This is a genomic window from Pandoraea anapnoica, from assembly GCF_902459765.1.
Taxonomy (GTDB): Bacteria; Pseudomonadota; Gammaproteobacteria; order Burkholderiales; family Burkholderiaceae; genus Pandoraea; species Pandoraea anapnoica.
In genome coordinates, this window is sequence record NZ_CABPSP010000015.1 from 188,742 (window position 1) to 200,171 (window position 11,430).

The 11,430-nt window shown below is 64.4% G+C and carries 11 protein-coding genes; 8 read left to right on the forward strand and 3 right to left on the reverse strand.

Going from position 1 to position 11,430, the window contains the following annotated elements; translation table 11 throughout:
- The first annotated feature begins 6 nt into the window (after positions 1 to 6).
- Positions 7 to 828 (forward strand): alpha/beta fold hydrolase, encoded by an 822-nt coding sequence (locus PAN31117_RS22410; protein WP_150740148.1) that lies wholly within the window; start codon positions 7 to 9, stop codon positions 826 to 828.
- Between the two features lie 91 nt (positions 829 to 919).
- Here the strand turns inward: PAN31117_RS22410 and selD are convergent, their stop codons facing one another.
- Complete coding sequence (selD, locus tag PAN31117_RS22415; protein ID WP_150740149.1) at positions 920 to 2,005, reverse strand: selenide, water dikinase SelD; 1,086 nt, start codon at positions 2,003 to 2,005, stop codon at positions 920 to 922.
- A gap of 192 nt (positions 2,006 to 2,197) precedes the next feature.
- Here selD and PAN31117_RS22420 point away from each other — a divergent pair, with 192 nt between their 5' ends.
- The gene (locus PAN31117_RS22420; RefSeq protein WP_150740150.1) at positions 2,198 to 3,346 is read left to right on the forward strand and encodes a transglutaminase-like domain-containing protein; all 1,149 of its coding nucleotides are present in this window, start codon (positions 2,198 to 2,200) and stop codon (positions 3,344 to 3,346) included.
- 61 nt (positions 3,347 to 3,407) lie between these two features.
- Positions 3,408 to 4,007 carry a TlpA family protein disulfide reductase gene (locus PAN31117_RS22425; RefSeq protein ID WP_217429699.1) on the forward strand — a complete coding sequence of 200 codons (600 nt, stop codon included), beginning with the start codon at positions 3,408 to 3,410 and terminating at the stop codon, positions 4,005 to 4,007.
- 25 nt (positions 4,008 to 4,032) lie between these two features.
- On the opposite strand, the gene PAN31117_RS22430 is transcribed toward PAN31117_RS22425, so the two are convergent.
- Positions 4,033 to 4,956, reverse strand: a complete 924-nt coding sequence (locus PAN31117_RS22430; RefSeq protein ID WP_150740151.1) for a LysR family transcriptional regulator — start codon at positions 4,954 to 4,956, stop codon at positions 4,033 to 4,035.
- A 159-nt stretch (positions 4,957 to 5,115) separates the two neighbouring features.
- On the opposite strand from PAN31117_RS22430, the gene PAN31117_RS22435 reads away from it, so the two are divergent.
- Together PAN31117_RS22435 and PAN31117_RS22440 are read left to right on the forward strand one after the other, a co-directional pair.
- Positions 5,116 to 5,772 carry a chromate transporter gene (locus tag PAN31117_RS22435; protein WP_246189215.1) on the forward strand — a complete coding sequence of 219 codons (657 nt, stop codon included), beginning with the start codon at positions 5,116 to 5,118 and terminating at the stop codon, positions 5,770 to 5,772.
- Positions 5,769 to 6,299: a chromate transporter gene (locus tag PAN31117_RS22440; protein WP_046292673.1), complete on the forward strand. Its 531-nt coding sequence runs from the start codon at positions 5,769 to 5,771 to the stop codon at positions 6,297 to 6,299. The genes PAN31117_RS22435 and PAN31117_RS22440 overlap by 4 nt, the downstream gene beginning before the upstream one ends.
- A gap of 14 nt (positions 6,300 to 6,313) precedes the next feature.
- Here PAN31117_RS22440 and PAN31117_RS22445 read toward each other — a convergent pair whose 3' ends face one another.
- Positions 6,314 to 7,675 carry a hypothetical protein gene (locus tag PAN31117_RS22445; protein ID WP_150740152.1) on the reverse strand — a complete coding sequence of 454 codons (1,362 nt, stop codon included), beginning with the start codon at positions 7,673 to 7,675 and terminating at the stop codon, positions 6,314 to 6,316.
- 187 nt (positions 7,676 to 7,862) lie between these two features.
- Here PAN31117_RS22445 and PAN31117_RS22450 point away from each other — a divergent pair, with 187 nt between their 5' ends.
- The 3 genes from PAN31117_RS22450 to PAN31117_RS22460 form a co-directional block, all read left to right on the forward strand.
- Positions 7,863 to 8,489 (forward strand): LysE family translocator, encoded by a 627-nt coding sequence (locus tag PAN31117_RS22450; RefSeq protein WP_150740153.1) that lies wholly within the window; start codon positions 7,863 to 7,865, stop codon positions 8,487 to 8,489.
- Between the two features lie 44 nt (positions 8,490 to 8,533).
- A complete protein-coding gene (locus PAN31117_RS22455; protein ID WP_150740154.1) occupies positions 8,534 to 9,367 on the forward strand; it encodes a DUF3047 domain-containing protein in 834 nt (277 codons plus the stop codon).
- A 279-nt stretch (positions 9,368 to 9,646) separates the two neighbouring features.
- Positions 9,647 to 11,430: peptidoglycan D,D-transpeptidase FtsI family protein (locus PAN31117_RS22460; protein WP_150740155.1), on the forward strand; the 1,784-nt coding region annotated here is incomplete at its 3' end.

The following is an 11,430-nucleotide window of genomic DNA, read 5'->3' on the forward strand; positions in this document are numbered from 1 at the left end:
AATAGAATGTCGGACGTACAGTTCGCCCGGATCGAGACGCCCTCGCACGGTGCGCTCTCGCTGGAGTATCAATGGATCCACCGCGAGCGCACCGACGCCCCGCTGCTGGTGTTTCTGCACGAGGGGCTCGGCTCCATCGCCATGTGGAAGGACTGGCCGCAGCAGTTGTGTGACGCGGGCGGCTATCGCGGTCTCGTGTTTTCGCGCAACGGCTACGGCCGCTCGACGCCGCGCCCGAAGGATGAGAAGTGGCCCGTCGACTTCATGCATCGTCAGGCGCGCGAAGTGCTGCCCGCGTTTCTCGATGCGGTCGGTATCGGTGCGGCGCAGGCGGACCAGGTCTGGCTCGTCGGTCATAGCGATGGCGGCTCGATTGCGCTGCTGTTCTCGGCAGCGTTCCCCGACCGGCTGGCAGGCGCGGTCGTGATCGCACCGCATCTGTTCGTCGAGGACGTCTGCGTCGAGAGCATCGCAAAGACGAAAACCGTCTACGAGACGACGGACCTGCGCACGAAGCTAGGCCGCTATCACGACGATGTGGACTCGGCGTTCTGGGGCTGGAACGACATCTGGCTGAATCCGGCGTTCCGCGACTGGAATCTGGTCGGTGCGGTGGCGACCATCTCGAAACCGCTGCTCGCGATTCAGGGCGTAGATGACGAGTACGGCACGATGGCACAGATGGACAGCATCGCTGCACACGTGCCACACGCGAAGGTGGTGAAGCTGCCCGACTGCGGACACTCGCCGCATCGCGACGCCCCGGCACCGCTCGGCGAGGCGATCGTCGCGTTCATCGGGGCACATGTACAGCGTCAGGCGGCGTGATCGTCGCGGCTGACGTCGCAGAAGCTAACGGGCGCGCTCCGGAGACCGGAGAGCGCCCGTTGCCGTTTGGACGACTACAGTATGCCGTTCGTCAGATGACGCGCACGCCCGGTGTGCCCGGACGCATCGCGCCCACGATCCCGGCTGCGTCGAAGCCGTCGGCACGGAAGACGGCGAGCACATCGTCCACGGCGCCCGGTGCGCACGACACCAGCAGGCCGCCAGCCGTCTGAGGATCGCACAGCAGATCGCGGTCGCGCTCCGTAATGCGTTCCCCAAGCTCCACCGACTTGCCATACGACGCCCAATTACGACCGGACGCGCCGGTAATGCATCCCTTGTCGGCCAGTTCGCGCACGCCGTCGAACAGCGGCACGTCCGACATGCGCAGATAGGCGGCGAGATTCGCGCCGCGGCACATCTCCAGCGTGTGGCCGAGCAGACCGAAACCGGTCACGTCGGTCAGCGCATGTACGCCGGGCAGCGCGGCGAGCGCCGGGCCCACGCGATTAAGGCGCGTGGTGGCGTCGATCATGCAGCGGTAGCCCTCGTCGTCCAGTTGATTCTTCTTGAGCGCCGCCGACATCACGCCGACGCCGAGCGGCTTGCCGAGCACGAGCACGTCACCGGCTTGGGCGTCGGCATTGCGCTTCAAACGCTTCGGATGCACCACGCCCAGCGCCGCCAGTCCGTAGATCGGTTCGACCGAATCGATGCTGTGCCCGCCCGCAATCGGAATACCTGCTTCAGCGCAGATCGACTCGCCGCCGCGCAAAATCTCGCGGATCGTTTCGTGCGGCAATACGTTGATCGGCATGCCGACGATGGCCAGCGCGAAAATCGGCTTGCCGCCCATCGCGTAGATGTCGGAGAGTGCGTTGGTGGCGGCGATGCGGCCAAAGTCGAACGGATTGTCGACGATGGGCATGAAGAAGTCCGTCGTGGCGATGATGGCCTGCTCGTCGTTGAGCTGATAGACGGCCGCGTCGTCGGACGTTTCGGTGCCCACCAGCAGCGCGGCCGGGGCGGGCAGCGGCGCGTCGTTGCGCGCCAGCAATTCGGAAAGCACGCCCGGCGCGATCTTGCAGCCGCAGCCGCCGCCGTGCGAAAGCGACGTCAGACGCGGCGCTTGTGCCGCCGTTTCATCACCCACTTGAGTTGCTTCGTTTGCAGTCATGGTCGTTGGTGTTCGTTTTCCCTAAGTCGACGTATTATGAAGCAGCTTTGCGCCGTCGCCATGTCCCGAAATGGCTGTTGACGACATCCGACGGTGTCATGCTACCGGGTTACATCGTCCCTGCATGGGATGCCACCGCTACTGCCCTAACCACATGCGCCGTGAGCGCTGATGCCAAAAGGGGTCTACATCATGCAACGCCGCCGCTTCCTGTCCTTGGGCGCTTATGCCCTCCCCACCTCGCTCCTGTCCACTTCGCTGCTGCCCGGCTATGCCCACGCGGCCCACTCGTCGAGCCAGACGCCCAGCGCCGCCGATGGCTGGCGCACGTTCGAGCTGACGACGCAGGTCGACCTGCCCGCTGGCAACGGCCCGGCGAACGTCTGGCTGCCGGTGGCGACATCGCCGTCGGGGGCCTATCAGCAAGCGCTCGGCACACGCTGGGATGCCCCGGGGGCCAAGGCCGAGTTGCGCATGGTGCGTGGCGCGTCGGGCATCGGTGTACCGATGCTCGCCGTGGCATGGCCCGAAGGTGCCGCGCAGACCGCTCGCACCGTCACCCTGACGAACACCTTTGCAACACGCGATCGCGCCGTCGATCTGTCGCAGCCCCCGTCGGCCAACGCCCCGCGCGAATCGGCGGCGGTGCTGCGTCAGTACCTCCAGCCGACCGAACTCCAGCCGACCGACGGTCTGGTGCGCGAAACCGCAGAGAAGATCACGCGTGGTGAAAAGGGCGACGTGGAAAAGGCGCGCGCCATTTATCAATGGATCGTGGAGAACTGCCGTCGCGAAGGCTCGGTGCGCGGTTGCGGCACGGGCGATGTGCGCTACATGCTCACGACCGGCGATCTCGCAGGTAAGTGCGCCGACATCAATGCGCTCTTTACGGCACTGGCGCGCTCGGTCGGCATTCCCGCGCGCGACGCTTACGGCGTGCGCGTGGCGACCTCGCGTCACGGCTTCAACAGTCTGGGCAAGGCGGGGGACGTCACGCGCGCCCAACATTGCCGCGCCGAGTTCTATGCAGCCGGTTACGGCTGGGTGCCGGTCGATCCGGCGGACGTGCGCAAGGTCGTGCTAGAAGAGGTGCCGGGCGGTCTGCCGCTCGACGATCTGCGCGTTCGCGCGGCCCGTGCGATGCTCTTCGGTCAATGGGAGATGAACTGGGTCGCGTTCAATCACGGCGCTGACATTCCGCTGCCCGGCGCGCAGGGCAAGCCTGCAAGCACCGTGCCGTTCCTCATGTACCCGAATGGCGAAGTGGCGCGCGCTCAGCTCGACAGCCTGAATCCGGATACCTTCCGCTATCGCATGAACGCCCGCGAAATCACGGCCTGATCGAGGTCATCGCCACCCACCACGGCGTTACCGACCTACGCCAATGAAGGAGCGCATCGCCATGCAACGCCGTCACTTTCTTCACACGCTGGGGGCGCTCGGCGCTGCCGGTGCATTAGGGGCCACCGGCCCCAATGCGCTCGCAGCGGGACCGACAAAGGGGGCGACTGAGGTCGACGACAGCGCGCTCGCCGGGACATCCGGCGGCACGCTCTCGGCATGGCGCGGCGCGACACCGGCGTTCTCGCTCGACGGGCTCGACGGCAAGACGTACTCGCTGTCGCAGTATCGCGGACGCGTCGTCATCGTCAACTTCTGGGCGACGTGGTGCGGGCCTTGCCGCGAAGAGATTCCTGCGATGGGCGCGGTGGTGCGTCAGTACCGCGGGCGAGGTCTGGCGTTGCTCGCCGTCAATTACAAGGAACCCGCCACGACGGTGAAGCCTTTCGTCGACAAGCTGCCCATCGACGGCACCGTGCTGCTGGATACCGACGGCGCGGTCTACAAACGGTTCGGCTCGCTTGGCCTGCCCGCCACCTATCTCGTCGACCGGGCGGGCAACGCGCGTTTCTGGCGCATGGGCGAGCTGGACTGGAACGACGTGGGACTACACGGCCACATCGAAGCCCTGGTCGCCCAGAAGGCTGGCGTGTCGGCCTGAATATCGGCTTGAGCGTTCGCGCCCGCTAAACCGTGGCGATGGTCTTCACTGCCGCGTGCACATGTTCCAGCAAACGCGCCGTCGGACCGGCGAGTACGCCTTCTCGATAGGCACAGCACAACGGAGCGCGCGGTGGTGGCGCGAGGGGCCGGTAGACGATCCCCTCGATCTGCATGCGCATGAGCGACGCAGGCACCACCGACACACCCAGCCCGGCTGCGACGAGCGAGAGCGTCGTCAAAAGACGCGGCGCTTCCTGCTCGATGGCCGGACTGAAACCGGCGCCGTGGCACGCGGCGATGATGGCGTCGTACAGCCCTTGCCCGGCGCGGCGCCGATAGAGAATCAGCTTTTCCGAGGCAATGGCCGTCATCGGCACGGCGGCTTTGCCTGCCCGTCCCGTGAGCGCCAGCGGATGCGCGGACGGCACGGCCAGCACCATCGGTTCTTCCAGCACCTGCACGACGGTGATCTCGCCGGTGTTGCCCTGCGGCTGACGGATGAATGCGACGTCGATATGCCCGTCGCGCAACCCGTCCAGCAAATCCCCCGTACTCGACTCGTCCAGCATCAAGGACACCGATGGTGCATCGCTACGAAATGCGCGAATGACCGTCGGCACGAACGGATGCAGCGCCGCCGAGCTGGTGAAGCCGACCGACAGGCGTCCCTTGATGCCCGCTGCCACGCGCCGCACATCGTCCACCGCCTGATCGAGCTTGCGTACGACTTCGTAGGCGTCGGCGAGAAAGGCCTGACCGGCATCGGTTAATGCCATGCCGCGCGGCAAGCGTTCGAAGAGCGTCACGCCCAGTTGTGTTTCAAGCACGCGGATCTGTTGCGAGAGCGGCGGTTGCCCGATGCCGAGCCGCTCGGCGGCCCGCGTCATGTGCCCGGTTTCAGCCACCGCAATGAAATAGCGCAGCAAGCGCACGTCGATGTTTGCCATATCGGTTGAATATGATTTAAGTCACTTCCATATATTGGACAATATAGCGCAATCGCCCTACTCTCAGGGTGTCCCGCGCGGCACCCATGCATCCCATCCCTTGATGACAATCCGTGCCGGGCGGCCCCACCGTAGTTCAGTTTTCAGAGTTTGCCCGCCATGAACACTCAGGCCCCCTTCACCTCCCCCAACCCGGGTACGCCCGGGACACGCGACATCCGCCTTGCGCCCAACACCCCTGTCACCGATGTCGCCCCCAACATCGGGCACGACACACCGGTAGCGGACAGCCCGAGCATTCGCGCCCTCTTCTTCGGCTTTCTCGGCCTCGGCATGACTGCGTTCGGCGGTGCCTTGCCGCTGGCGCGACGTATGATCGTCGACAAGCATCGCTGGATCAGTGGTGCGGAGTTCACCGATCTGCTCGGTCTGTGCCAGTTTCTGCCAGGCGGCAACATCATCAACTTGTCGGTCGCGCTAGGCATGCGCTTTCATGGCTGGCGCGGAGCGCTCGCGTCGATCCTCGGTTTGATTGCGGCCCCCTCGGCCGTGGTGATTGCGCTGGGCACGATCTATCAGCACTTCCAGAACGACTCGCATGTGAAGCATCTGTTTGCGGGGTTGGCGGCGGCGGCGGCCGGTCTGTTGATTCAGATGGCCTGGAAGGTGGCGTGGCCGCTGCGCAAGTCCGTCGTGCTCGGCGGCGTGGCGGTGGCGTGCTTCATTGCGATTGCCGTGCTGCGCGTGCCGCTGGTGCTCACCATGCTCGTGATGACGCCGATCTCGATTTACGCCACCTGGAGGGTTTCGCAATGACCGGCACCCTCATCTCGCTTGCGCTCATCTTCACGCAGCTGTCCGTGCTCGCTTTTGGTGGCGGCAACACGATCCTGCCGGAGATGGAGCGGCAGGTGGTCGATCTGCATCACTGGATGACGTCCGAACAATTCAGCGCGTTGTTCGCGCTGGGGCAGGCCGCACCGGGGCCGAACCTTATGATCGTGACGCTCGTCGGCTGGCATGTCGCTGGCTGGCAAGGCATGCTCGTCACGACACTGGCCAAATTCGGGCCGTCGTCGCTCATTACGGTCGGCGTCCTGCATCTGTGGCAGCGCTTCCGGGATCGTCCGTGGAGGCGGATCGTGCAGGCGGGTCTGATGCCGATGACGGCGGGACTCGTGGCCGCGAGCGCGGCGCTGATCGCCGAAGCGTCGGCCACGTCGTGGCTGCTCGCGGGCATCACGACAAGCGTAGCGGTGCTGGCCATCAGAACCCGCGTGCATCCGCTGTGGTGGCTCGCAGCGGGCAGCGTCGCCGGACTGCTGGGCGGCGCATACCTCTGAGCGTGTCGCGCGTGTCAGATCTGGCGCGCCCCCCGTGCAGCGTTGCAGACCTGCGCGAACGACATTTGCCAGTGGTCGCGGCCCAGTGCCTCGATCCCGTCGGTCAGACGTACCCATTCGTCGCTGCCGATCGTTAGCGTCGGCGGCGTATCTCCTCGCACCAGTGCGGCCAGACGCGGCGGGCACGGCAGGCGCGTGTCGGGATGGCTCGCGACGATCATTACGCGGGCGATCCATTGGGCCACATCCAGGGGAATCGTCGGCCGTAGCGTTTCCCCCGCCCCGGGCACCGGCTCGTCGCTCCAGCGCCATGCAAAGCGGGCGCTGATACCCGAGCGCGTGGCGATCCCCATCGCGAGCAATACCTTGTCGCACGACATGCCGTGCTGCGCCGCAACCGCCAATGCCTGTTGCGCGAGCGCACGCCAGTCACTCGTTCCCCCGCAGTCATCGCGTACGCTCCCTGCGAACAGTGCTACGAGACGGGCGCGCACGCGACGCAGTGCGGCCGGGTGTGTCAGCAAGCGGCGTTCGTTGCGTGTCTTCGATGAGAGGTCGTCGGTTGTCTCGTCGGGATCGAACACCTGGACATCGATCGGGTGGACGGTGAAGGTCGCGCTACCCGCCTCGTCCTGACGCCAATCCGGCTCCAACTGGGTCTTGAGCAGCGCGAACGCGTTATCGTCGCGAATCAGGGACGGCCGCTCGTCGCTGATGTGCAAGGCATCTCGCACCGTCTTCGGCAATTTGAACCCGAGGCCGTGCGCCATGAGCTGGCAAAGCCCGGCAATCCGGTCGCTCCTTGCGTAATCGGATTGAGGGGCGTCGGCGATATGAAGCAGCAGCGCTTCGGTGATGCGCATTTCGGCCAGCGTGCGCCGGGGCATGTCCGTGCCCGCCTGCTGCGCCGTTGCAGCGAGGGCCGTGGCGTCGAACACCGCGAGGCACTGACGCATCGCCGTCACGTCCGCCATCGTGCGGCGACGCAGTTGCGAGTCCGTCTGTATCGCCCACTCCCGTTGCGTCGCGTCACCGCCGTCAATGGCGCGTTCCAGCGCCTTGAGTTCAGGCCAGAGATAGGTGCATGTCGCGCCGACGGTGATCGCGCTCAATGCGCAGGCAAAACCGACATCCGAGACACCGGAATGTGTTGGTGCGTGCTGTTGGAAGCGATGACCTGCGTGCCGCCATGTATCGGACAACAACTGGCTCAATCCGCTCTCGCGCAGACAGGCCACCGCTCCCGAGAATTCGCCACGGAAGCCGTCGAAGGCGCAATGCATCGCATTGAGTGCGACCTGAAAGAGCGTGCCTGTCGCGGGAGGAGACGAGACCGTCGAGAGAGAAGAAGACGAAGCGGAAGAGATGAATGACATGGCGCTGGCTCCTGAATGCCGTAATCCGGCGGGATCGAAAGACCGGGCATGGTCTGTCACCGGTGCGCGCGGCGCTTCAGGATTCGCGCTGCGCCCTTTTGGGCGCCCTCCTTCGGAATCTGGGATGATGTCGGAATTGCACGGCCGTCACGCCCCGCACCGCCCTCGACCCCACCGGAGGCTTTTCATGCCGACCCTTGCCACGCTTGCCACTTTCGTTGTCGTTGTCCTCGGGCTTTTTCTGATTCCCGGCCCAGCCGTATTGCTGACGATCACCCGCACCGTGCAAGGCGGACGCCGCGCCGGTGTCATGACCGGTATGGGCATTGCGCTCGGCGATCTGGTGCACACGCTGTGTGCGGCGGTCGGGCTGTCAGCGGTGTTGATGACGTCCGCGCTGGCGTTCGACGTCGTCAAATACGTGGGCGCGGCCTATCTGATCTATCTGGGCATCAAGGCGCTGCGTGAGAGGCCGTCCGACCCGCAGTTGCCCGTCGCACCGAAAGTCTCGCCGGGACGCGCGTTCGGTCAGGCGGTGGCGACCGAGGTGCTCAATCCGAAGACCGCACTGTTCTTCCTCGCCTTTATGCCGCAGTTCGTGCATGCGAGCGAGGGCAACGCCTTCGGGCAGTTCCTCGTGCTGGGGCTCGTGTTCGTTGCGATGAGCGCGCTTTATACGGCGGCCATTGCGCTGTCGGTGCGTCCGCTCGGCAAGTTCGTGGGACGTTTCACCTGGCTGCTGCGCTGGCAGGGCAAGATCATCGGCACCATCTTCATCGGCCTGGGCCTGCGCGTCGCCATGCAGCAGCGCTGAGTTCGTCCTGCTAAGTTCGTCCTTCAACGTTGGAGTCGTTCACTATGCAACGCATTGTCTCGACGCTTCGTTCGCCGTACGTCTTACGTTCCACTCAAGCCTTCCGCCAGCCGCCCCGTCGCGCGACGGGGGTGGCGCTGGCTGCGGCCGTCGCGTGGCTTGCCGCGCTGGCCCATGTTCCCGACGCCGTTTCGGCCGACGCCATTCCCGGTGGCGGCGCATCTGCCGTTCCCTTCTCGAAAGCCAGCCCGGGCAACGCACTGCCGGAGGGCTGGAAGAACCTGCCTGTTGTAAGCGGCAAGAAGCTCACCGCCTACACAGTAGTGGCCGACGGCAAGCGCAACGTCATCGAGGCCAACTCTGCCGATTCGGCGTCAGCGCTCATGGCCAAGGGTGACGGTATCGATCTGAACGCCACGCCGGTCGTTGCATGGAGATGGAAGGTCGACAAGGCCATTCCGAACGCGGACAACCGGGTGAGTGACAAAGAGGACGCTCCGGCACGGCTGGTGTTCTTCTTCGATGGCGACAAGTCTTCGCTGTCGTTCGGGGACCGTGCGGCGATGACGCTGGCCAAGGCGGGCGGCGAAGACTTGCCGTACGCCACGCTCATGTACATCTGGTCCAACGATGCGCCGGTGGGCGGCGTCATCCAGAACCCGCACACCGACCGGGTTCAGATGCTGGTCGTAGCGGGTGGCGACGCGTCGCTCGGCAAGTGGCAGACGTTCTCCCGCAATGTCGCGGCCGATTACGAGCGCGTCTACAAAGAGAAGCCGGGCAAGTTGCTCGGCTACGGCATTTTCACCGACAGCGACAACACCCATGCGACGGCGCACGCGTGGTACGGCGACGTACGATTCGACGCGGCGAAATAGCACGAGGCGGCGTGAAGATCGACATCAGGATCCGCGCGCAATCCGGCGCGCGAGTCCGGCGGAAAATCCGCCTTTGGTTTCACCTGCCGACACCCATGCAAAATGTCGTGTCGAAAGCCTCCAAAATAACCCTGAAAGCCCCGTATGACGGGGCTTTTGCGCTATTGCAACAGTCGCTTGCATGCTACGCTATCTCGCCTAGAATTTGAGCCATAGTTGGTTGACGGGCTCATTGCTGTTAATGGCTGTAACCAGCCTCTCATTCGCCCTGCGAGCGCCATGCAAAAGAATCGCCAGCCCAAGGACGTCACGTTCGCCGCCAGTCCTGTTTTGCAATCGCGCATGTCGTTATGGCGCTCCAAATTCGTCGTCATCGTCATCACGATCGCCTTCATCGGGTTGGTCGTCCGGGCATTCTGGATTGCCGGGCCGGGCAACAGTTTCTACATCGCGCAGGGTGAAAAGCGTTACGAGCACGCCATCGTCATGCCGGGAGTTCGGGGCAAGATTGAAGATCGTGATGGCCGTGTGCTCGCGACCAGTCTGCCGATGCGCACCATTTGGGCCGTCCCTGCCGAAGTGCCGGACGACCTTTCCGACAGCGACGTCCAGAAGGCCAGCAAGCTGCTCGACATCCCCGCAAAAGAATTGCGCGCCAAGCTCATCGGCGAGAAAAAGTTCGTCTATGTAAAGCGCCAGGTCTCGCCGGAGATCGGCAAGCAGGTCGAAGCGCTGGGCATTCCCGGCGTATATGAGAGTAGTGAATACAAGCGCTTCTATCCCGAAGGTGAAGTGGCCGCGCACGTGGTCGGCTTTACCAACGTCGAGGACAAGGGACAGGAAGGTATGGAGTTGGGCGAGGAGCCACTGCTCGAAGGCGCGGCGGGCGTACGGCGAGTGATCAAGGATCGCATCGGCCGAACGATTCAGGATCTCGACGACTCCAGTCCACCGCGCGACGGCAAGGACATTCGTCTGACGCTGGACACTCGCGTGCAGTACATCGCGTACGAGGCATTGAAGAATGCGCTGGATCGTACCGGGGCGAAGGCTGCGATGGCGGTCGTTATCGACGCGAAGACCGGACAGGTGCTGGCGCTGGCCAACTTGCCGACCTACAACCCGAACGACCGTGAGCACCTGACGGGTGAGCAGTTGCGCAACCGTGTGTTCACCGACGTCTTCGAGCCGGGATCGATTCTCAAGCCGTTCACGATGGCGCTGGCGCTGGACTTGCATCGCCTGACACCGACGACACTCATCGACACAGGCCCCGGCCGTTATGTCTTCGAGGGAGCGACGATCAGCGACGACAGTGCGAACGGCACGCTGACGGCGGCGGGCGTCATCCAGAAGTCGAGCAACATAGGCATGACGAAGGTGTCGACGATGTTGCGTGCGGAAGAGATGTGGGACATGTTCACCGAGATTGGTTTGGGGCAGCAGCCGAAGCTGGGGTTCCCGGGTGCGGTGTCGGGCCGTTTGCGTCCGTACAAGTCGTGGCGACGGATCGAGCAGGCGACGATGGCGTACGGCTATGGGATTTCGGCGTCGTTGTTCCAGTTGGCGCGGGCATACACAATCTTCGCGAACGACGGCGTGATGGTGCCCATTTCGATCATCAAGCCGGACACGCCGGTGCAGCCGGAGGGAGTTCGGGTGATCGATACGCACACGGCATCCGAGATGCGCAAGATGTTGGCGGCCGTGGTGGATACGGGCGGGACGGCAACGACGGCGCAGGTGGCGGGATACAGCATTGGCGGGAAGACGGGCACGGCATATAAAGCGGGCGCACACGGATACGACCATTCGAAGTATCGAGCGTCGTTCGTGGGGATAGCGCCGTTATCGGCACCGCGTTTGGTGATCGCGGTATCGGTTGATGAGCCGAAGGCATCGCAGCACTTTGGCGGACAGGCAGCGGGTCCGGCGTTTGCGGAGATTGCGTCACAGGCGTTGCCGTTGCTGGGCATTCGCCCAGATCTGCCGGTACGTCCGGGGGTCATTCTGGCAGCACCGACCTCTGATACGCCGCCGGACGACAAGCCGCCGCATGGTTA

What these genes read in the sequence shown, in the direction of transcription:
- PAN31117_RS22440 (WP_046292673.1), top strand. Translation starts at nt 5,769, where the DNA reads ATGACCGGCACCCTCATCTCGCTTGCGCTCATCTTCACGCAGCTGTCC.
- PAN31117_RS22455 (WP_150740154.1), top strand. Translation starts at nt 8,534, where the DNA reads ATGCAACGCATTGTCTCGACGCTTCGTTCGCCGTACGTCTTACGTTCC.
- PAN31117_RS22425 (WP_217429699.1), top strand. Translation starts at nt 3,408, where the DNA reads ATGCAACGCCGTCACTTTCTTCACACGCTGGGGGCGCTCGGCGCTGCC.
- selD (WP_150740149.1), bottom strand. Translation starts at nt 2,005, where the DNA reads ATGACTGCAAACGAAGCAACTCAAGTGGGTGATGAAACGGCGGCACAA.
- PAN31117_RS22410 (WP_150740148.1), top strand. Translation starts at nt 7, where the DNA reads ATGTCGGACGTACAGTTCGCCCGGATCGAGACGCCCTCGCACGGTGCG.
- PAN31117_RS22435 (WP_246189215.1), top strand. Translation starts at nt 5,116, where the DNA reads ATGAACACTCAGGCCCCCTTCACCTCCCCCAACCCGGGTACGCCCGGG.
- PAN31117_RS22450 (WP_150740153.1), top strand. Translation starts at nt 7,863, where the DNA reads ATGCCGACCCTTGCCACGCTTGCCACTTTCGTTGTCGTTGTCCTCGGG.
- PAN31117_RS22430 (WP_150740151.1), bottom strand. Translation starts at nt 4,956, where the DNA reads ATGGCAAACATCGACGTGCGCTTGCTGCGCTATTTCATTGCGGTGGCT.
- PAN31117_RS22445 (WP_150740152.1), bottom strand. Translation starts at nt 7,675, where the DNA reads ATGTCATTCATCTCTTCCGCTTCGTCTTCTTCTCTCTCGACGGTCTCG.
- PAN31117_RS22420 (WP_150740150.1), top strand. Translation starts at nt 2,198, where the DNA reads ATGCAACGCCGCCGCTTCCTGTCCTTGGGCGCTTATGCCCTCCCCACC.